This window comes from Pseudoalteromonas sp. (assembly GCF_018402495.1).
Taxonomy (GTDB): domain Bacteria; phylum Pseudomonadota; class Gammaproteobacteria; order Enterobacterales; family Alteromonadaceae; genus Pseudoalteromonas.
Map to the genome: position 1 here is coordinate 12927 of NZ_JAGYIU010000007.1, position 19320 is coordinate 32246.

Sequence of the window (19320 nt, forward strand, 5' to 3'; positions counted from 1 at the left end):
TATTAAAAAAAGTTAAAATAAGCACTGTGCTTTACGGTGCTTGTTATTTTAAACGTGCCCCACTATAAACTTAGATTTTTTATCTTTAAAAAGTGTTTTTTGTGAATTTTAAATCCCCGCAAAGTCTTGTGTAATTATTTTTATGGCATTTTTATGCTTGCACCTACTGCGCTGCAATGATAAAAATAAGCCTCATTGGACACACACACAAGAAAACAAATGCAAACTAATCGTTTAATTACACTAAAGCTAAACCTCTTACTGCTGTGGCAAGTGAGCGGGGATTAGTGTGTTTGCATTGAGCTAAACAACAAAACCCCGCAATTGCGGGGTTTTTTTTATCTCGCTGCAGGGATAAATCGAAATTTGGGTAACACAGGAATGAGGGGCAGTTATGCAAGAGCAAGATAAAGTATGGATTTTTGATACCACCTTACGTGATGGCGAACAGGCACTTAAAGCAAGCCTGACTGAAGATGATAAAATTCAACTAGCGCATACCATTAGCCGCTTAAATGTGGATGTTATGGAAGTGGGCTTTCCGGTTTCGAGCCCCGCTGACTTTCGCTCAGTGCAGCGAATTGCCACTGAAGTAAAAGGCCCTATTATTTGTGGCTTAGCACGCTCGGTTGCCAAAGATATTGAGGCCTGTGGCGAGGCGCTTCGCAGTGCACAGCAAAGCCGTATTCATACTTTTATTGCTACCAGCCCGCTTCATCTTGAACACAAGTTGCGAATGAGCCTTGATGATGCCACTGCAATGGCGGTTAAATCTATTAAATTAGCCCGAAATTACACTGATGATGTGGAATTTTCATGTGAAGACGCAGGGCGTACTCCGCACTGGGATTTATGCAAAATTGTTGAACAAGCCATTAATGCCGGTGCATCCACGATTAACTTGCCAGATACCGTCGGTTTTGTAACGCCAGACGAATACGCAGCAATGATCCGTCATTTAATGAACAACGTGCCAAATATTGATAAAGCCCGTTTAAGTGTGCATTGCCATAATGACTTAGGCTTAGCCGTTGCTAACTCTGTTGCTGCCGTTCAAGCCGGTGCGCGCCAAATTGAATGCACCATTAATGGGATTGGTGAGCGCGCGGGTAATTGTTCACTTGAAGAAGTGGCGATGATCATGAAAATGCGCAAAGACCATTTAAACGTATATACCGATATAAAAAGCGAAGAAATTTACCGCGCCTCTCGCCAAGTAGCCAAAATTTGTAATATGCCGGTACAGCCAAATAAAGCGATTGTTGGCGAAAATGCGTTTGCCCACAGTTCAGGTATTCACCAAGATGGTGTCTTAAAAGCGCAAAATACCTATGAAATTATGTCACCTGAAAGTGTGGGTGTGCCAAGTAATCAATTAAATATGACCTCGCGTTCAGGGCGTCATGTTATAGAGCATCGCTTAGAAGAATTAGGTTATCAAAAATCTGATTACGACATGGATAGCTTATACCAAAGTTTCGTTGCGTTAGCTGACCAAAAAGGCACAGTATATGACTACGACCTAGAAGCAATGATTTACTTTAATCAAATCAGCGACAAAGATGAAAAATATCAATTAGAGTTTGTTCACTCTACGTCGAACTCTCAATCGGTAGCCAGCTCAACGATAGGTTTGTTGATTGATGGCGAAGCAAAACAAGAAGCGGCTACAGGTAATGGCCCGGTAGAAGCCTCATTTGCAGCCATTGAGCGCTTAACTGGTATGAGCGTTGAAATGATTGAATACAATTTAGAGGCCACCGGCCAAGGTGCAAGCTCATTAGGACAAGTGAATATTATTGCTAAATATGATGGCCGTCCTTATCACGGTGCCGGTATTGCGGCCGATGTGGTCGAAGCCTCAGTACGCGCTATGGTTCGGGTTTATAACTTAATTTATCGAGCACAAAAAGTGTCTGATTTAAAACAACAAAGGAAAGCAGGATGAGTAAAACACATTACAGCGTTGCCGTATTAGCGGGCGACGGTATTGGCCCAGAAGTTATGGCAGCTGCAGAGCAAGTGCTTGATGCAGTAAGTGATAAGTTTGGCTTTACTCTGAACCGTGAACACCACGCGATTGGCGGAGCAGCGATTGATGAGTTTGGCAAAGCACTTCCTGATACGACCTTAAAAGCGTGTGAAAACGCCGATGCTATTTTATTTGGCTCCGTGGGTGGCCCTAAGTGGGAGCATTTACCACCGAATGACCAACCAGAGCGCGCGTCACTGTTACCACTGCGCAAGCACTTTGGTTTGTTTTGTAACTTACGCCCTGCTCAGTTGTTACCCGCATTAAGCGCTGCATCACCACTACGTGCTGATATTAGCGAAAAAGGCTTTGATATTTTATGTGTGCGCGAGCTAACGGGTGGTATTTATTTTGGTGAGAAAGGCCGCAGTGGCGAAGGGGCAGAAGAAACTGCATTTGATACGCAAACTTATTCACGTAAAGAGATAGAGCGTATTGCACGTTTTGCTTTTGAGGCCGCTAGGTTGCGCAGCAATCATGTGACCTCGGTTGATAAAGCCAATGTTTTAGCATCAAGCGTTTTATGGCGCGAAGTGGTAACCGAAGTGAGTAAAGACTTTCCAGAAGTGAGCTTAGATTACATTTATGTAGATAACGCAGCGATGCAGCTGGTTAAACAACCTAGCCAGTTTGATGTATTACTTTGCGATAATTTATTTGGTGATATTTTATCGGACGAGTGCGCGATGATCACCGGTTCAATGGGTCTATTACCCTCCGCTAGCTTAAATCAATCAGGCTTTGGCTTGTATGAACCCGCGGGTGGTTCAGCGCCTGATATCGCCGGAAAAGGGGTGGCAAACCCAATCGCACAAATTTTAAGTGCCGCCTTAATGCTACGTTACTCATTAGGTCAAGACGAAGCGGCTCGTACGATTGAAAAAGCAGTCGCAGAAGCGGTTGAAGCCGGTGTGGGAACGCCGGATATTTATCCGCAGGGCGGCTATACCACCACCGATGTAGCTGCAGCCATCGTTTCACGCATTTAATTATTAAAGCCACAGCACCGTTAGGCTGTGACTCAATCAGATCAGGGAGTTAGCAAGTGGCCCAAACCTTATATGACAAAATTTGGCAAGCACACACGGTTGCCAGTATTAATGAGCAAACCGATTTACTGTATATTGACCGTCATTTAGTACACGAAGTGACGTCACCACAAGCATTTGCAGGCTTACGTGAAAAAAACCGTAAAGTGCGCTGCCCAGAAAAAACCATTGCGACCATGGATCATAATGTTTCAACTAAAAGTCGTTCACTGGATGCAGCCAGCGAAGTCTCTAAAAATCAATTAATGGCACTGGATGCAAACTGTAAAGAGTTTGGCATTTTGCTGTACGATTTAAATTCAGTAAACCAAGGTATTGTGCATGTTATTGGCCCTGAACAAGGGATTACTTTGCCAGGTACCACCATAGTATGTGGCGATAGCCATACCTCAACCCATGGTGCGTTTGGTGCCTTGGCACATGGTATTGGTACCTCAGAGGTTGAGCATGTATTAGCTACGCAAACGCTACAGCAAAAAAAGGCGAAGTCGTTAAAAATTCAAATTAACGGTGTATTACGCCCTACAGTAACAGCTAAAGATTTAATTATGGCGGTTATTGGTAAGCTAGGCACTGCTGGTGGTACTGGCTATGTGGCTGAATTTTGTGGTGAAGGCATAGAAGCTCTATCAATGGAAGCCCGTATGACATTGTGTAACATGAGCATTGAAATGGGTGCCAAGGCAGGTTTAATTGCCCCAGATAAAATCACTTATGAGTACTTAAAAGGCCGCCCGTTTGCACCCAAAGGTGCTGATTTTGATGCCGCTGTTGCCTACTGGGAAACTTTAAAAACGGATGATGGTGCTCATTTTGATTTAGAAGTAGAGCTAGATGCAGGCAGTATTCAACCACAAGTTACTTGGGGGACTAATCCAGAGCAAGTGATTGGCGTTGATGAATGTATTCCAGATCCAGATAAAGAAACCGATTTAATTAAAGCCGATGCAATTCGCAGTGCGCTTAAATACATGGGCTTAAAAGCGGGCGATAAACTATCAAGCGCCAAAGTAGACACGGTATTTATTGGCTCATGCACCAACAGCCGCATTGAAGATTTACGCGCTGCAGCAAAAATTGTTGAAGGTAAACAGGTTTTAGCTGGTATTGAAGCGCTGATTGTTCCAGGCTCAGGCTTAGTTAAGCAGCAAGCTGAAGATGAAGGCTTAGCCGATATTTTTAAAGCTGCAGGGTTTGAGTGGCGCGAGCCGGGTTGTTCGATGTGTTTAGCTATGAACGATGACCGTTTAGGAGCTGGTAAACGCTGTGCTTCCACCTCGAATCGTAATTTTGAAGGTCGCCAAGGGCGCGGCGGGCGTACACACTTAGTGAGCCCTGCAATGGCGGCAGCAGCTGCAATACATGGTCACTTTGTTGATATTAGAGGAGAAGCTTAATGAGCATCTATTTTAGCGGCTTAATGGCCCCACTTGATAAAAACAACGTCGATACCGACCAAATTATTCCTAAGCAGTTTTTAACCTCAACAAGCCGTGATGGTTTTGATGCAGCACTGTTTTACGATTGGCGTTATTTAGATAATGGCGAGCCAAACCCTGAATTTATTTTAAACCGTCCTTGTTACCAAGGCGCGCAAATATTATTAACCCGCGATAATTTTGGCTGTGGCTCATCACGCGAGCACGCACCATGGGCATTAAAGCAATATGGGTTTGAAGTGATTTTAGCTGAAAGCTTTGCCGATATATTCTTTAATAACTGTGGCAACAATCAAATGCTTGCCATTGCACTGCCCGCGCAAACGTTGGAAGAGTTATTTGTGTTAAGTGAGCAGCACGACGATATTCACATTGATGTGGATCTTGAAAACCAAGTGCTTACCAGCAATAAGTTTGCGCCAATTCGCTTTGATATTCGCAAAGACGTGAAAGAGCGTTTATTAAGTGGCTTAGATTTTATTGGTGTAACCGAAACCCTCAATCCGCAAATTGATGCGTTTGAAAAGCAGTTAGCCGCAGAGAGACCTTGGCAGTAACCTTTTACATATGAAACTGGAGCGCAACTTAGGTTGCGCTTTTTTAATTGCTTATAGTAAAAAACCACGCAATAAGCTTGCTAATGTAATCATTGCCATTAGTAATAAATTGAGAGTTTTAAATTTCTGGTAGCGGACTACCTTTGGGTCGTTGATAGTCGAAAAAAAACCATCTTTAAATGACTCAGCAAGATTGGCATAGGGTGTCCCATCTAATGAATTTTGTGATAATTTTTTCCATTGTTCTGGGTGCTGCTCAGCAAGGTGTTGATATATGTGCAGAGTGTAGCGATTTTGAATAATTAATAGTAATACGATGATTATTAAGCCGATATAGTTTTCCATTTATCTCTGTACTCCTTGCTAACGACATTATTTACCCTAACACTATTTAATTCCTTATTTTCTTTCAAGTGATACTTTTAGTTTTATTAAATCTATTCTTCTTTTATTTTGTATTGCAGTTCATCGCTATTATTTCCTTTGTGTTTGTTAACGCGTTAATCTTAGTATTTACATTATAAGGAATAAATTATGAAATTATTAACAGCTGCAGCGTTAATGCTGGCATCAACCGGTGTATTAGCACGCCCAGCGCCTTTAGTATCTATTCCAAGCCATGATGGTTTTTTCGATAATATTGCTGCTCATTGTGGTAAAGCTTACGAGGGTAAAGTAACGGTAGATAATGCAACCGGCCCAAGTTCGTTTGCCGGTAAAAAGCTAGTCATGCATGTTCGTAAATGCACCGATAGCGAGTTACAAGTACCGTTTCATGTTGGTGATGATGCATCGCGTACCTGGATCATTACTAAAACCGGCAGTGGTTTAAGCTTAAAACACGATCATCGCCATAAAGATGGCAGCGATGATGTGTCTACTATGTATGGTGGTCATACTGTTGACGCGGGTTTTGCTAATGTACAATCGTTCCCTGCGGATCAGTATTCAAAAGAGTTGTTTGTCAGCCAAGGCATACCTCAGTCTATGGGTAATACGTGGCAAATGTATATTTATCCAGAGCAATTTACGTATCGCTTGATTCGCCAAGGACGCGAATTCCGCGTTGATTTTGATTTAAAAAAACCTATCACACCACCAGCAGCGCCATGGGGTTATAAAGACTAATCTTTTGTGGATTCACTTTCGCACTGAAGTAGTACTGTTAGAGGTGGCTGATAAGCGCGCGGTTTTGTTGGAAAACGTTCATATTCCTGCACGCCCTCGGTCACTTTTAACATAAAAGGATTGTCGCGACATAGGCGGTTAGCGTGGCGCAACAAAAATACACTTTGATTTTTAAAATGTGGGTAGTCGTCAGACTGTATCTCTAGGTAATAGTTGTTGGTATCTATTTGTGTTTGCTTGTAATGCACTTTGTCATCAAAATCATAAAGTCGCTGCATTTCACTTTGCTCTGCCGACACACTCAAACACCCTGTTAATAAACCCCAGCTAATAATTCCATGTATGTAATGATTGGCTTTTATACTCATAAACCTTTAACTCCATCTTAATATTGGGTAGTGTGATCAGCATATCAATTACACCCGTTATGATATAAGTCTAACACCCAAAAAGGGGAAATGTGATGTTCAAGCAAATTAAACAGCTTTTTTCGAGTATTGATCAGCAAAGCGCTGATATTGAACAACATGATTTAAAAACAGCCGTTGCCGCGTTATTAATTGAGGTAATGCGAGCGGATAACGATTTACAGGCAGATGAACAGCATACGTTAAGTCTGACATTAAAAAAATATTTTGATCTAACTGATGAAGCAGTAGGTGAGTTAACCGAGCAAGCAAGTGCGAGCTTAGATGACGCCATTGATTATTTTCAATTTTCTAAGCAAATTAACAATCAATGTAGTGCACAGCAACGCATTGATATAGTTGAGTTACTTTGGCGTTTAGCGTACTCCGATGGAGAACTTGATCCACAAGAAGAATACGTTATTCGTCGTGTTGCTAACTTATTGTATGTTACCCATGAAGACTTTATTGCTGCAAAGCTTGCAGCAACAAAGTTGTAGTGGCTGCTTATTTAAGCTTACTTGCTACGCTAACTAACTGCTGTGCAAGACCAGCCACTTTTTCAGCGGTAGCGGGGTCAGTAATTCGCCCGTTATCATCTAGTAAAGTGTGAATAGCCGGTACAGCCAGTTGGTTTGCTAATACTAAGCTGCCAATGCCTGATAAAATATCGCGCACATGATTTAAGCCCCGTAAACCGCCCAACCCACCTGGTGAGGCTGCATATAACGCGGTTACTTTATTTGCAAATGCAGGCTCTGCGCCTTGCTCGGTGCGCGATGCCCAATCAATGGCATTTTTTAATACTGCAGTAATAGAGCCATTATATTCTGGACTTGCTAGCAAAATGCCATCGGCTGCGCGAAGTTTGTCTTTTAGTTGTTGTACACCGGCTGGTGTGCCTTGTGCCTCGAGATCTTCATCAAACATAGGAATGGCTAAATCTGCGAGTTTAATTACTTCGACTTCAGCGCCACTTTCTAAAGCAAAGCGTGCCGCTTCGTTAATGAGTTTCTGGTTAAAACTATCTTTACGTAAGCTACCTGCTAGGGCAATAATTTTTGGTGTTGTCATGAGCTGCTCCTGATAATGAGTGTGTATAGCGTGACTTTAACAAATAATTACTTGCAGAAAAGCCAAATAAACGCAAAACTTGTGTGCGTATATGCACAGATTAAAGAGTGGTTATCATGGCAATTCAATTTAATGATTGGCAAGACCTTAAGGTTGCTTACGAGGTAGCGCGCTTAGGTACTTTAACTGCCGCGGCCGAAGTGTTAGATGTTCACCATAGTACGGTGCTCAGGCGAATAAACAACTTAGAAAAAAGCTTAAATGCGCGACTATTTCATCGCCATGCTCGCGGCTACAAAGTCACAGAAATTGGCGCTAAGTTATTTACAACAGCACAAGCGATTAATGGTGAACTAGAGCGTCTCCACAGTGACATTATTGCTGCAGATAGCACCTTGCAAGGTAGCTTGTTGCTCACCACAGTCAGTGGCTTTATTGACGTATTAAGTGAGGTGTGTGAGCAGTTTCAAACCTTGCATCCGCAAGTGCAATTACAAGTGATTATGGATCAAAAGCGCTTACGCTTAGACCATGGGCAAGCACATATCGCAGTAAGAGCCGGGCCCAGACCGGATGAAGGTGATTATATTGCTCAGCATTTAGCGGCGCTCTCTTCAGGATTTTATGCATCAAAGCATTACATTAGCCGTTATGGGTTACCACAAACATTAGCGCAACTATCGCTGCATAGCTTTGTGTCAGGTGTGACAGGGTATAATGCTAAAGTGCCTTACTTTGTATGGGTTGATGAAAATATCTCCCCGTCGCAAGTTAAGCTAAGGGTATCAGAAACCTCAGAAGCCACCCGCGCCATAGTAAAAGGACTCGGTATTGGTGGATTACAGCATGATGTTGCCGCGCAATACCCCGATTTAGTCCCTGTACTGCCTAACGAACTAAGCTGGCCAACCGATTTGTGGCTGGTTACGCATCATTTAGTGCACCGAACAGCAAAGGTTCAAGCGTTTAGTCAGCTATTAAAAAATTATTTTAAGCAGCGCAAGTTAAGTTAAAAAGGCTACAACGATTTTTTACTGAAATACCCAAGCGTTTGGCTAGCCGTTTTAAATATGCGCTTCGTGAAGCCTACGGTTTGCTTGCTGATATTTATATTACTGAAGAGGCGGCGTTGTATGCGAACAATAAAAATAACCACGGTGGCTGGGTAAGCGCACGGAAGTTTGAAATTACGCATAAACATGTTGAATCTGAATTGGTAACTAGCTTTATACTCACGCCTGTAGACGGCAAAGCCGTTATCGCCCATAAGCTAGGACAATACATTGGTATTAAAGTGAAGCCTCAGAGCGCAGAATATGAAGCGATCCGCCAGTATTCCCTTTCACAAAAAAGTAATGCTAAAAACTATCGTATTAGCGTTAAAAAAGAGTGCCAACCAAAGCCTGGCGTGGTGTCTAATTATTTACACTCATTAGGGCAAGGTGCACGAGTAGAGTTATACCCGCCGGCGGGCGATTTCATTTTAAAAAATGAGGCAACTCCAATGGTATTTATTTCAGCAGGCGTTGGCCAAACCCCGATGATGGCGATGCTGCAAACGCTACTGAGTGACAATTCCCATCAAGCGATTAGTTATTTGCACGCGTGTGAAAACAGCCGCGAATTTTCATTTAAAGAGTATTTAGCGCAGCAAACGGCAATGCACCCACAGCTAAAAACATTTACTTGGTTTAATCAAGGTGGCGAGGAGTGTGATTTCACTGGGCTAATGGATTTGTCGGTGCTTGAGGTGTCATTGCCTATTAGCGAGGGTGTATTTTATTTGTGTGGACCAGCATCATTTATGGCTTACGTAAAAGGCCAATTACTTGATTTAGGTGTGCAAAGCTCAAATATTCACTACGAAATATTTGGACCACACCAAGCGTTATAGGTTAATTTAAAGCGTGTGTTACACGCTTTAAATTTAAACTTACAGCTTTTTACTATTTGTGTTCGCGGCATAAGCTTGTTGTTGCCAAGCATTAAATAGCTTTTGTTGTTTAGCTGAAATTTTTAAACCATAGGTTTTTTGCATGTAAGCGTACGCATCGGCAATGCGTTTACGTGCATAAACAGGTGGTTCAACAACACGTTGTTTAAAATTAACTTTAACCTCACAGCGACCATATTGCGTCGCGTTTTGGGCTAACATGCCAAAGCGGTAGTTTGAGCGATCGGCGTTAATTTCACCAATTGCAGGGGCTAAATTGTTTATATCGGCTTCCATCATGCGAAACTTAGCGCTAACTTTGCGGCAATTATTACGCCCACCATCTTGCCAGCATTGTAACTGGTGACCAAATTCCCATGCAGGGACAATATGTTCCCATTCAATTCGCAGGGCACGTTGATTTACTTTGCCTGAGCGGGTTAGTGTGTTGCGAGGCACGTAGCCACAATGGGTAGGATCGGGTACTAACTTTTTGCCTTGTTTTTTTATATCGCAACCACAATAAATACTTTTAGCGTTTTCGGGAAGGGTATTAATTAAATGCTTTTTGGCACTCGAAAACCGCGTAAATTGTTCGCCTATTGCTGAAAAACAAGCACAGCAAGCCAACAAAGCTAAAATAAACCGAATCATATCCATCACATACGTGAACTACAGGAGCGCCTAGTTTAAGGCCTAGAATAAAAAAGTAAACTGCCGCCGGCATGCTTTAATTTTAATTTGCGTATTTTGTAGAGGGCATTTTTTAGGAGTAAATAGTGGGCAATATTCAGAGGCTAACGCTAAAAACGTGTTAATGCAGTGATTCCTGCGTTGTTGATTTGGTATAACGGTAAAACTGCGTTAAAGTTTGCAATGAAATTAATAGAGGGTAAAAACGAGATAATGTCGGAAATTCAATTTTTAAATGTAGATCTAGAGCTTGAGTCAAAGCAAGATATTAGCGTATTAGTTGCTGATTTAAAAAAGGTCGCAACTATTTTACATTATGATAAAGACGAATACCGTCAACTTGCTCGCATTGAGGTTGCAGGTGAAATAACCACGCCAGACAAAGCAATTAATCACTTGTGTGAGTTAATCGAGTCGTGTTCACGCAATGCATTAAAGCAATGGTTGAGTTGTTCTCGCAGAACGTTTGATATGGGGTTTGAGTCGGGTACGTCGCCAAAATGCTTTAACCAAGCCTTACATGCAGATACCTTGTTACGTATATCTGCAATTGGTGCAGGCGTGGAAATTACTATTTACCCTCTCGAAAAGTAATTTAACCTCAACCTTGGTAACAGATTTACTAGCCTTTTCGCTCTACTACGGCTGCGGTCATACGTGATACGCAGCAAAGCTCATTGCGGCTATTGGTTATTTTAATATCCCAAACCGAGCTGCGTTTGCCGATATGATAAGCTCTTGCAGTGGCCGTTAATGTGCCATTGCGTGATGCCTTTAAATGACTTGCACTGATCTCTTGGCCAACACAATAAAACCGATTGAAATCAACCACAAAATTAGCGGCATAACTTGCTACTGTTTCAGCAAGTACCACATTTGCACCACCATGAACGATACCCATAGGGTTATGATGCTCTGAAATTGCCGGCATAGTTGCTACTAAGTAGTCATCACCAATTTCGCTGATCTCTATTCCCATGGTTTTCATGAGTGTCCCTTGGCCTGTAATACCCTGATCTAATTGCTTACAAAACTCTAATGTAATCGGTTGATGCCAAATACTCATGCTAGCTCCTTGGATAAGTAATTGAGAATTAAAATTTATTAATATGATAATGCGTTGCTAATCATTACATTTATCATCATGCTTTTAAAGTAGGTTATTATTTGATGGTAACGGCATATGGGGCGTTAATTTATATTTGCGATTTTTAAATAACTGTATATACTCACAGTTAATTGTACTGTATGGAAAACCAGTTGTATGCGACCATTAACGAAACGCCAAGCGCAAATACTCGAACTCATCAAAGTGTTTATTAAAGACACTGGTATGCCTCCTACACGTGCCGAAATTGCACAAACACTGGGTTTTAAAAGTGCGAATGCTTCAGAAGAACACTTAAAAGCACTGGCCAAAAAAGGTGTGATTAAAATGAAGCCAGGCGCGAGTCGGGGCATTCAGCTTGTTGAAGAAGAAGAACCAGAGCAATTAGGCTTACCTTTAATTGGCAGGGTTGCTGCCGGTGAGCCAATATTGGCGCAACAGCATGTAGAAAGCCACTGTAAAATTGACCCTTTAATGTTTAAACCGGCGGCCGATTTTTTATTGCGTGTTAATGGTATGAGTATGAAAGACATTGGTATTATGGATGGTGATTTACTTGCTGTGCATAAAACCCAAGTTGCCGAAAATGGACAAGTTATTGTTGCCCGTGTCGACGATGATGTAACTGTGAAGCGTTTAGAAAAAGCAGGCAGAAAAGTACTCTTACATGCTGAAAATGATGAGTTTTCGGCTATTGAGGTCGACTTAGAAAATGAGTCATTTAATATTGAAGGCTTAGCGGTAGGTGTTATTCGTAACGCTGACTGGATGTAATATTAAAACATAATTTAGCGCTTAATAGTGATTAGGCGCTGGGTTTGTTAGCAGCACAACGTCTAACTTATCAAATGTATAACCATATGTTGTTAAGTGCTCCTCCGATCATAAATAAAATCACTAAATACTTTATAAATAAAAAATTTGCTCTGTTTTTTTAAGTTAACAATTTTTTATATTTCTATCCTGTAATTTCAATACACCCCTTACTAAACCTGACTCTTAGATTAATTTCCTGAATAGTTGCTGTTTTTTTAGCTGCGGTTTTTAAAAAATAAGCCTTGTTTATTTTTTATACTTACCTTGCTTATTGTTTATTTTTTAACTAGTTATTAAAGAGCTGGAATAAAAATAACTCACAGCTTAGTCGTTTTGAGAACACACATTTAATAAATCCAGCACCCTTATAAAAAATAAAAATAACGAATAGGCGTTTAAGCCGTATGCCTCTTCGCTTTGCGTCAGCAATAGTATCAAAGGAGCCGTCACATGGGTAAGCTGAGTTCTTCCTTGTGGCTTATATTGTTTGTTTTTTCGCAGAATGTGCTTGCTAATAGCCAATATAATATGCGTAAAGGCGTAACCGATATAAGTAATAATGTATACCAACTGCACATGACTATTTTTTTAATATGTTGTGTGATTGGGGTGATCGTGTTTGCCATTATGTTTTGGGCACTCATACACCACCGTAAATCCAAAGGGGCTGTCCCAGCCCAGTTCCATGAAAGTACAAAAGTAGAAATACTTTGGACCGCAATTCCATTCGTTATATTAATTGGTATGGCCATTCCTGCGACTAAAACTTTAATTGCCATGGAAGATGCTAGCAAAGCCGATCTTACTATTAAAGTGACAGGATCTCAGTGGAAGTGGCATTACGAATATATGGGGGAAGACGTTGAGTTTTACTCTATGCTTGCAACCACTCAAGATGAGATAACTAACTTATCTGAGAAAAATTCGAATTATTTACTTGAAGTAGATAAACCCCTGGTATTGCCAATTAATCAAAAAGTACGTTTTTTAATGACCTCAGATGATGTGATTCACTCATGGTGGGTGCCTGACTTTGCCGTTAAAAAAGATGCAAACCCAGGATTTATCAACGAAACGTGGACCAATATTAATGAAGTGGGTACTTACCGGGGCCAGTGTGCAGAGCTGTGTGGTAAAGATCATGGCTTTATGCCTGTTGTGGTTGAAGCTAAAACAGAGGAAGACTTTAAAGCCTGGTTGGCTGAAGCTAAACAAGCTAAACAAAAAGCGGCCGCCGAAAGTGCGGCGCTACTTGACCAAGTTGTACCAAAGGAGGAATTAATGGCACTGGGTGAGCAGGTCTACATGGCCAACTGTGCTGCCTGTCATCAGCCAACTGGTTTGGGGTTGTCTGGAGTGTTTCCTGCGATGAAAGGCAGTCCAGTTATATTGGGTGACGTTAAGGGGCATATAGATATTTTACTAAAAGGTAGCCCCGGTACTTCGATGCAATCTTTTGCTAAGCAATTATCTATCAAGCAAATAGCTGCTGTTATTACCTATAAACGCAACGCATGGGGTAATGATACTGGTGATGTAATTCAACCAAGCGAAATACAAGCGGCACTGGATGCTGATGGGGAGGCTAAATAATGAGTAGCATTGCAGAACAATCAAACACCAATGAGGCTCATCATGCTCATCAACCTGCCAGAGGCTTTAAACGCTGGTTATTTACCACTAATCATAAAGATATAGGCAGCCTATATTTAATTTTTTCACTCACCATGTTCTTAATTGGTGGAGCAATGGCTATGGTTATTCGAGCTGAGTTATTTCAGCCTGGATTACAGTTAGTTGACCCTCATTTTTTTAATCAAATGACCACGATGCACGGTTTAATAATGGTGTTTGGTGCGGTTATGCCTGCCTTTACTGGGCTTGCAAACTGGATGATCCCACTGATGATTGGTGCGCCAGACATGGCATTACCTAGGATGAATAACTGGAGTTTTTGGATTTTACCATTTGCATTTTTAATTTTGCTTGCCTCATTATTTATGCCTGGAGGGGGACCAGCTTTTGGTTGGACATTTTATGCACCTTTATCCACTGCATTTAGTAATGATAGTACGGCTTTATTTGTTTTTGCGGTACATATAATGGGTATTAGCTCAATAATGGGAGCCATTAATGTAGTTGTTACCATAGTGAATATGCGCGCTCCTGGAATGACATGGATGAAGTTGCCGCTGTTTGTATGGACTTGGCTGATCACAGCTTTTTTACTTATTGCGGTAATGCCTGTGCTTGCCGGTGCCGTTACTATGGTGCTCACCGATAAATATTTTGCAACCAGCTTTTTTGATGCCGCCGGTGGGGGCGACCCTGTGATGTTCCAACATATTTTTTGGTTTTTTGGTCACCCTGAAGTTTATATTATGATTTTGCCTGCCTTTGGTATTATTTCTACGATTGTTCCTACTTTTTCGCGTAAAAAACTATTTGGTTATGCCTCAATGGTGTATGCCACTTCATCTATTGCATTATTAAGTTTTATTGTATGGGCGCATCACATGTTTACAACTGGTATGCCAGTAGCCGCCGAGTTATTTTTTATGTATGCGACCATGCTTATTTCAGTGCCAACTGGGGTAAAAGTATTTAACTGGGTTGCCACTATGTGGCGCGGTTCAATTAGTTTTGAAGTACCCATGCTGTTTAGTATCGCGTTTATTGTGCTGTTTACTTTGGGTGGTTTTTCTGGGTTGATGCTGGCAATTACACCAGCCGATTTTCAATACCATGACACCTACTTTGTGGTTGCACACTTTCATTATGTCTTAGTCACCGGGGCGGTATTTTCCATTATGGCGGGAGCTTATTATTGGCTGCCAAAATGGACGGGAAATATGTTTAATATCACTCTGGCTAAATGGCACTTTTGGCTGTCGTTGGTGAGTGTAAATGTACTGTTTTTCCCAATGCACTTTGTAGGCTTGGCAGGTATGCCACGTCGCATTCCTGATTATGCACTGCAATTTGCTGATTTTAACGCCATTATTAGTATTGGTGGATTTGCTTTTGGTTTATCGCAACTACTGTTTGTGGTGGTGGTGTATAAGTGTGCAAAAGGGGGCGATAAAGTGCCTGCAAAAGTATGGGATGGGGCGCATGGGCTTGAATGGGAAGTAGATTCGCCAGCGCCTTATCATACGTTTTCAACACCGCCGGATATTAAATAATGACTCATTTACCGTTGTTAAAAAAGCTAGTGATTATTTGCATTGCCATGTTTGCTTTTGCATTTGCCATGGTGCCTTTGTATGACGTGTTTTGCGATATAACAGGGCTTAATGGTAAGCCCTCGTTAGAGCAAGCACAGCAAAGTACCTTAGTCACTGAAAATAGAGAAGTCAGCGTTAGTTTCACTACGCATGCGCAAAGTGGTGCGCCTTTTGAAGTTAAATCTAAAGAGTACAGTGTAGATGTAAAACCAGGGGCTATGCGTGAAGTAATGTTTAGCGCTAAAAATAATAGCAATGAAGACAAAGTAATGCAGGCTATACCGTCGGTAGCACCGGGTAAAGCAGCTAAGTATTTACACAAAATAGCGTGTTTTTGCTTTGATCAGCAACCGTTAAAGGCAGGAGAGGAGCTGGAATTTACATTATTGTTTTATGTAGATACTGAATTACCCAGCGATGTAGAAGAGTTAACTCTGTCTTATACCGTATTTGATATTAGCGAGCGGCTAGTAGCCAGAAATAACTAGCTTGCAAAACTAGTGAAGAACTAGGAGCAAAATAAAATGAATCAAAAATATGAACATTATTATGTACCCGAGCAAAGTCCATGGCCAATAGTAGGGGCGGTTGCATTATTTTTTATTGCGGTTGGCGCAGCCTTAACCGTAATGGATATGGGCAAAGAGGGTAGTAATGGCGTTTACTTGTTATACGTAGGTATAGCTGTACTACTTTACATGCTGTTTAACTGGTTTAAAAATGTTATACACGAGTCTGATCAAGGATTATATTCTGCACAAATGGACCGTTCTTTTAGGCAAGGAATGAGTTGGTTTATTTTTTCAGAAGTGATGTTCTTCATGGCCTTTTTTGGCGCATTATTTTATGCCCGCATGTTCTCTGTGCCTTGGCTTGGAGGTGCGGATAACAACGCCATGACAAATGAAGTATTGTGGCCGACGTTTGAAGCCATGTGGCCATTGTTAAATACCCCAGGGGGCACCACGACGCAAGCAATGGGCTGGCAAGGGTTACCACTTATAAATACCCTTATTTTATTAGCCTCGTCAGTGACTCTGCATTTTGCTCATGTGGCGATGGAAAATAACAAGCGCACCCCACTTAAGGTTTTTTTAGGCGTTACTATTTTATTGGGTGTGTGCTTTTTGGGGCTGCAGGTAGAAGAGTACATTTATGCTTATAACGATCTTAACTTAACCTTAGATGCGGGTATTTATGGTAATACTTTCTATTTGTTAACCGGCTTTCACGGCATGCATGTCACCTTAGGTACGATTATTTTATTGGTCGTTTTTCTACGGATCTTAAAAGGCCATTTTACAAAAGATAAGCACTTCGCGTTTCAAGCTGCGGCGTGGTACTGGCATTTTGTCGATGTTGTTTGGCTGTGTTTGTTTGTATTTGTGTATGTGCTTTAGTGATTAAGGGGGAGTGATTTGCCGTAATAAAACCAAGTTTTAGTGCGGCAATCACCATCACTAATATCACAACAGAAAATAACACCCGACGCCCTAAAAAGTGAGACATAGGGCGTCCATTGGTTTTCCCTGACACCATAATTAATAAAGCACGAAATAAATTAAATAATATAAATAATAACAGTAGAACAATAATAATTTTAATAATCACTGGATTTTACCCTTATGCAGTTAGTTGTATTGAACAAACAAAAGCTTAGCTCAATAATAACAATTTGCTTGGTTGTTATTGTGGTATTAGTTTGTGTGCGATTAGGGTTTTGGCAATTACAACGAGCAGAACAAAAGCAACAGCAACTGAGCGCCATTGAAAATATACAGCAACATGGCGTAATGAGCTGGGCAGAGTTGCAGCAGCTACCCAAAGAATGGAACAAAACCGGTGTATTGGTTTCGTTAAGTGGCCATTTAGACACAGACAATTATTGGTTGCTCGATAACCAAATATATAATGGTCAGGTAGGTTATGACTTACTGGCACTACTAAAACTAGCCGATGAGTCGCGCTTGTTGTTAGTAAATTTAGGCTGGATAAAAGCCGGTCGCTCAAGAGATATTTTACCTCGCGTTACGATACCTAGTGGTAAATTTACGTTAACGGCACAAATTAAAGAAGATAATTTAAGTGGCTTTACCTTAGCCAATAACAATACTCAGTCGGATTTAGCCAAACGAATTCAAATCATTGATTTACAAGCATTGAGTAGCCAATCTAATCGCCCTTTAGTGAATTTTATGGCTTACCGCCAAGGTCAAGCTGATGAAATTGCTGCCCCTCATTATGAAGCCGTTGTTATGAGTCCAGAAAAACATTATGCCTACTCAGTACAGTGGTTTTTAATTGCGGTTGCCTGTGTGGTGGTCGCTATTTTTGCAAGCAGGAAGAGGATAGATAATGAAAAATAAACCCCTGTTACTCTTTGCTGTGTGCTGCGCTATTCCTTTAGTGCTGGCTTACAGCGCGTTAAAACTTGATTGGCTACCTACAGCAATTACTAACCATGGTGAATTTTTAGAGCGTGAAATTAAGCTAGACAATTGGGCGCAGCATAATCCAAAACAATGGACCATTGCTTTAAATTATTCAGCACAATGCGAAGAGCCTTGTGCAGAGCAACTTGCTGCATTGGATAATTTGTATATTGCCCTTGGCAAAAACCAACACAAAGTTGATATGGCTATTATGGGTAAGCCCGAGATGGTTACATCGGGTTGGCATATTATTGATGAGCAACAGCAGTTAAAGCCCGCCAGCTTATATTTAATCGACCATATGGGGCTGATTGTCCTGGAGTATCCATTTAGATCCCAACCGCAAGAAAACCGCTTGATCCAAAAAGGATTATTAAAAGATCTGAAAAAATTACTTAATTACTCTCGTTCGAGCTAAGAAGAGGATGCTATGTATAAAAACTATAAAAATTTGGTATTAGCAACGAGTTTATTCGCATTAATTGTGGTGGCTCTGGGGGCATACACACGTTTAAGTGACGCAGGGCTTGGTTGTCCCGATTGGCCTGGTTGTTATGGCTTTTTAACCGTACCTAAAAGCGAAGCAGAGATTGCACAAGCGATTCAAAGCTATCCAGATATGATATTTGAAAAAGCCAAAGCATGGAAAGAGATGATCCATCGCTACTTTGCTGGCACGCTCGGGGTATTAATTTTAGTATTGTTTATTTTGGCTTTTGTAAAGCGCCAGTACCCAACCACACCGGTAAAGTTACCTTTGATATTACTATTGCTGGTTGTTTTTCAGTCTGCATTAGGCATGTGGACGGTTACCATGAACCTGCAGCCGCTCATTGTTATGGGGCACTTACTCGGAGGGTTTAGTATTTTAGCATTATTAATGCTGTTGTATTTGCGCCTGACCAGCCAACCTATTACAGGTGGCGATGCAGGCGCAAAATCTTATTTTAAATTAAGCTTAGTGGCACTCACAGTGCTTATTTTACAAATTGCCCTCGGTGGTTGGTTAGCCGCTAATTATGCAGCGCCACATTGCAATGGCTTACCACTGTGTAGTTATGCTCAGCCATTTTCACTCAGTAGTGTTTTTCAGCTTCCCCTTGAGCACAGTAATTATGAATTTGGTGTGTTGTCGCAACAAGCGCGTATGTCTATTCATTTACTGCATCGTATATGGGCCTTAGTTACCTGTATTGTTTTAGCCTTAGTGATGTGGCGTATATACAGTCACGCGTATTCTCAAAAAATTAAAAGCTGTACGGTGAGTGTATTAGTGGCGTTATTTTGCCAGATAGCTTTAGGGTTAGCGGTTGTGCATTTTCATTTTCCGTTAGGCGTGGCACTGGCGCATAACTTAATGGCTGCCATACTGTTATTAACTATGATTAGGTTATGTTATTACCTAAAAGTACGTACTTAAAGGGG

General features: G+C 41.3%; 23 protein-coding genes. 17 read left to right on the forward strand and 6 right to left on the reverse strand.

All coding sequences use genetic code 11. The annotated features are described in order from the left end of the window. Positions 1–394: 394 nt before the first annotated feature. From leuA to leuD, 4 genes are read left to right on the forward strand one after another with little or no spacing between them, the layout of a single operon-like run. A complete protein-coding gene (gene leuA / locus KG708_RS16855) occupies positions 395–1948 on the forward strand; it encodes a 2-isopropylmalate synthase (RefSeq protein ID WP_013466157.1) in 1554 nt (517 codons plus the stop codon). Continuing rightward, on the forward strand, positions 1945–3021 hold the full coding sequence (leuB, locus tag KG708_RS16860) for a 3-isopropylmalate dehydrogenase (protein ID WP_213611713.1): 1077 nt from the start codon (positions 1945–1947) through the stop codon (positions 3019–3021). The genes leuA and leuB overlap by 4 nt, the downstream gene beginning before the upstream one ends. Before the next feature lie 56 nt (positions 3022–3077). Next, positions 3078–4478 (forward strand): 3-isopropylmalate dehydratase large subunit, encoded by a 1401-nt coding sequence (gene leuC, locus KG708_RS16865; RefSeq protein ID WP_213611715.1) that lies wholly within the window; start codon positions 3078–3080, stop codon positions 4476–4478. Next, complete coding sequence (gene leuD / locus KG708_RS16870; protein ID WP_013466155.1) at positions 4478–5077, forward strand: 3-isopropylmalate dehydratase small subunit; 600 nt, start codon at positions 4478–4480, stop codon at positions 5075–5077. Before leuC ends, leuD begins: the two co-directional genes overlap by 1 nt. Before the next feature lie 51 nt (positions 5078–5128). On the opposite strand, the gene KG708_RS16875 is transcribed toward leuD, so the two are convergent. Further along, a complete protein-coding gene (locus tag KG708_RS16875; RefSeq protein ID WP_213611717.1) occupies positions 5129–5422 on the reverse strand; it encodes a hypothetical protein in 294 nt (97 codons plus the stop codon). A gap of 189 nt (positions 5423–5611) precedes the next feature. Between KG708_RS16875 and KG708_RS16880 the strand changes: the two genes are divergently transcribed. Next, positions 5612–6205, forward strand: a complete 594-nt coding sequence (locus KG708_RS16880) for a hypothetical protein (protein ID WP_213611719.1) — start codon at positions 5612–5614, stop codon at positions 6203–6205. On the opposite strand, the gene KG708_RS16885 is transcribed toward KG708_RS16880, so the two are convergent. Then, positions 6202–6573 (reverse strand): hypothetical protein, encoded by a 372-nt coding sequence (locus tag KG708_RS16885; RefSeq protein ID WP_213611721.1) that lies wholly within the window; start codon positions 6571–6573, stop codon positions 6202–6204. The two genes, KG708_RS16880 and KG708_RS16885, sit on opposite strands and share 4 nt — an antisense overlap. A 95-nt stretch (positions 6574–6668) precedes the next feature. Between KG708_RS16885 and KG708_RS16890 the strand changes: the two genes are divergently transcribed. Continuing rightward, a complete protein-coding gene (locus KG708_RS16890; protein WP_213611723.1) occupies positions 6669–7112 on the forward strand; it encodes a TerB family tellurite resistance protein in 444 nt (147 codons plus the stop codon). 7 nt (positions 7113–7119) lie between these two features. Here the strand turns inward: KG708_RS16890 and KG708_RS16895 are convergent, their stop codons facing one another. Beyond that, positions 7120–7686, reverse strand: coding sequence for an NAD(P)H-dependent oxidoreductase (locus KG708_RS16895; RefSeq protein WP_213611724.1), 567 nt, complete (start codon positions 7684–7686; stop codon positions 7120–7122). Between the two features lie 116 nt (positions 7687–7802). On the opposite strand from KG708_RS16895, the gene KG708_RS16900 reads away from it, so the two are divergent. Together KG708_RS16900 and KG708_RS16905 are read left to right on the forward strand one after the other, a co-directional pair. Further along, positions 7803–8699: a LysR family transcriptional regulator gene (locus KG708_RS16900; protein ID WP_213611725.1), complete on the forward strand. Its 897-nt coding sequence runs from the start codon at positions 7803–7805 to the stop codon at positions 8697–8699. A gap of 38 nt (positions 8700–8737) precedes the next feature. Beyond that, a complete protein-coding gene (locus KG708_RS16905) occupies positions 8738–9580 on the forward strand; it encodes an FAD-binding oxidoreductase (RefSeq protein ID WP_301003481.1) in 843 nt (280 codons plus the stop codon). A 39-nt stretch (positions 9581–9619) separates the two neighbouring features. On the opposite strand, the gene KG708_RS16910 is transcribed toward KG708_RS16905, so the two are convergent. Continuing rightward, the gene (locus KG708_RS16910) at positions 9620–10273 is read right to left on the reverse strand and encodes an endonuclease (protein ID WP_213611726.1); all 654 of its coding nucleotides are present in this window, start codon (positions 10271–10273) and stop codon (positions 9620–9622) included. 252 nt (positions 10274–10525) lie between these two features. On the opposite strand from KG708_RS16910, the gene KG708_RS16915 reads away from it, so the two are divergent. After that, complete coding sequence (locus tag KG708_RS16915) at positions 10526–10906, forward strand: hypothetical protein (protein WP_036983336.1); 381 nt, start codon at positions 10526–10528, stop codon at positions 10904–10906. Positions 10907–10934: 28 nt separating this feature from the next. Here the strand turns inward: KG708_RS16915 and KG708_RS16920 are convergent, their stop codons facing one another. Then, complete coding sequence (locus tag KG708_RS16920) at positions 10935–11378, reverse strand: PaaI family thioesterase (protein WP_213611728.1); 444 nt, start codon at positions 11376–11378, stop codon at positions 10935–10937. Between the two features lie 198 nt (positions 11379–11576). Between KG708_RS16920 and lexA the strand changes: the two genes are divergently transcribed. From lexA to KG708_RS16945, 5 genes are all read left to right on the forward strand, one after another. Then, on the forward strand, positions 11577–12194 hold the full coding sequence (gene lexA, locus KG708_RS16925; RefSeq protein ID WP_213611737.1) for a transcriptional repressor LexA: 618 nt from the start codon (positions 11577–11579) through the stop codon (positions 12192–12194). A 492-nt stretch (positions 12195–12686) separates the two neighbouring features. Then, complete coding sequence (gene coxB, locus KG708_RS16930) at positions 12687–13829, forward strand: cytochrome c oxidase subunit II (protein WP_213611739.1); 1143 nt, start codon at positions 12687–12689, stop codon at positions 13827–13829. Next, positions 13829–15421 carry a cytochrome c oxidase subunit I gene (gene ctaD, locus KG708_RS16935; protein WP_213611741.1) on the forward strand — a complete coding sequence of 531 codons (1593 nt, stop codon included), beginning with the start codon at positions 13829–13831 and terminating at the stop codon, positions 15419–15421. Before coxB ends, ctaD begins: the two co-directional genes overlap by 1 nt. Further along, positions 15421–15951: a cytochrome c oxidase assembly protein gene (locus tag KG708_RS16940; protein WP_213611743.1), complete on the forward strand. Its 531-nt coding sequence runs from the start codon at positions 15421–15423 to the stop codon at positions 15949–15951. The genes ctaD and KG708_RS16940 overlap by 1 nt, the downstream gene beginning before the upstream one ends. A 36-nt stretch (positions 15952–15987) precedes the next feature. Beyond that, complete coding sequence (locus tag KG708_RS16945; protein ID WP_213611745.1) at positions 15988–16863, forward strand: cytochrome c oxidase subunit 3; 876 nt, start codon at positions 15988–15990, stop codon at positions 16861–16863. On the opposite strand, the gene KG708_RS16950 is transcribed toward KG708_RS16945, so the two are convergent. Then, complete coding sequence (locus KG708_RS16950; RefSeq protein WP_213611747.1) at positions 16763–17074, reverse strand: DUF2909 family protein; 312 nt, start codon at positions 17072–17074, stop codon at positions 16763–16765. The two genes, KG708_RS16945 and KG708_RS16950, sit on opposite strands and share 101 nt — an antisense overlap. Positions 17075–17088: 14 nt before the next feature. Between KG708_RS16950 and KG708_RS16955 the strand changes: the two genes are divergently transcribed. The 3 genes from KG708_RS16955 to KG708_RS16965 are packed head-to-tail and all read left to right on the forward strand — an operon-like array spanning position 17089 to position 19315. Beyond that, positions 17089–17829 (forward strand): SURF1 family protein, encoded by a 741-nt coding sequence (locus tag KG708_RS16955; RefSeq protein WP_213611749.1) that lies wholly within the window; start codon positions 17089–17091, stop codon positions 17827–17829. Beyond that, the gene (locus KG708_RS16960; RefSeq protein ID WP_213611751.1) at positions 17819–18313 is read left to right on the forward strand and encodes a transmembrane cytochrome oxidase associated protein; all 495 of its coding nucleotides are present in this window, start codon (positions 17819–17821) and stop codon (positions 18311–18313) included. The genes KG708_RS16955 and KG708_RS16960 overlap by 11 nt, the downstream gene beginning before the upstream one ends. A 12-nt stretch (positions 18314–18325) precedes the next feature. Further along, entirely contained in the window at positions 18326–19315 is a 990-nt protein-coding gene (locus KG708_RS16965) for a COX15/CtaA family protein (protein ID WP_213611753.1), read from the forward strand. Positions 19316–19320: the final 5 nt, after the last annotated feature.

Coding starts and splice junctions, on each gene's coding strand:
- leuA (WP_013466157.1), top strand. CDS start 395: ATGCAAGAGCAAGATAAAGTATGGATTTTTGATACCACCTTACGTGAT.
- KG708_RS16890 (WP_213611723.1), top strand. CDS start 6,669: ATGTTCAAGCAAATTAAACAGCTTTTTTCGAGTATTGATCAGCAAAGC.
- ctaD (WP_213611741.1), top strand. CDS start 13,829: ATGAGTAGCATTGCAGAACAATCAAACACCAATGAGGCTCATCATGCT.
- KG708_RS16965 (WP_213611753.1), top strand. CDS start 18,326: ATGTATAAAAACTATAAAAATTTGGTATTAGCAACGAGTTTATTCGCA.
- KG708_RS16910 (WP_213611726.1), bottom strand. CDS start 10,273: ATGATTCGGTTTATTTTAGCTTTGTTGGCTTGCTGTGCTTGTTTTTCA.
- leuD (WP_013466155.1), top strand. CDS start 4,478: ATGAGCATCTATTTTAGCGGCTTAATGGCCCCACTTGATAAAAACAAC.
- KG708_RS16960 (WP_213611751.1), top strand. CDS start 17,819: ATGAAAAATAAACCCCTGTTACTCTTTGCTGTGTGCTGCGCTATTCCT.
- KG708_RS16885 (WP_213611721.1), bottom strand. CDS start 6,573: ATGAGTATAAAAGCCAATCATTACATACATGGAATTATTAGCTGGGGT.
- KG708_RS16895 (WP_213611724.1), bottom strand. CDS start 7,686: ATGACAACACCAAAAATTATTGCCCTAGCAGGTAGCTTACGTAAAGAT.
- lexA (WP_213611737.1), top strand. CDS start 11,577: ATGCGACCATTAACGAAACGCCAAGCGCAAATACTCGAACTCATCAAA.
- KG708_RS16955 (WP_213611749.1), top strand. CDS start 17,089: ATGCAGTTAGTTGTATTGAACAAACAAAAGCTTAGCTCAATAATAACA.
- KG708_RS16915 (WP_036983336.1), top strand. CDS start 10,526: ATGTCGGAAATTCAATTTTTAAATGTAGATCTAGAGCTTGAGTCAAAG.
- KG708_RS16945 (WP_213611745.1), top strand. CDS start 15,988: ATGAATCAAAAATATGAACATTATTATGTACCCGAGCAAAGTCCATGG.
- KG708_RS16940 (WP_213611743.1), top strand. CDS start 15,421: ATGACTCATTTACCGTTGTTAAAAAAGCTAGTGATTATTTGCATTGCC.
- KG708_RS16920 (WP_213611728.1), bottom strand. CDS start 11,378: ATGAGTATTTGGCATCAACCGATTACATTAGAGTTTTGTAAGCAATTA.
- KG708_RS16880 (WP_213611719.1), top strand. CDS start 5,612: ATGAAATTATTAACAGCTGCAGCGTTAATGCTGGCATCAACCGGTGTA.
- coxB (WP_213611739.1), top strand. CDS start 12,687: ATGGGTAAGCTGAGTTCTTCCTTGTGGCTTATATTGTTTGTTTTTTCG.
- KG708_RS16875 (WP_213611717.1), bottom strand. CDS start 5,422: ATGGAAAACTATATCGGCTTAATAATCATCGTATTACTATTAATTATT.
- leuB (WP_213611713.1), top strand. CDS start 1,945: ATGAGTAAAACACATTACAGCGTTGCCGTATTAGCGGGCGACGGTATT.
- KG708_RS16900 (WP_213611725.1), top strand. CDS start 7,803: ATGGCAATTCAATTTAATGATTGGCAAGACCTTAAGGTTGCTTACGAG.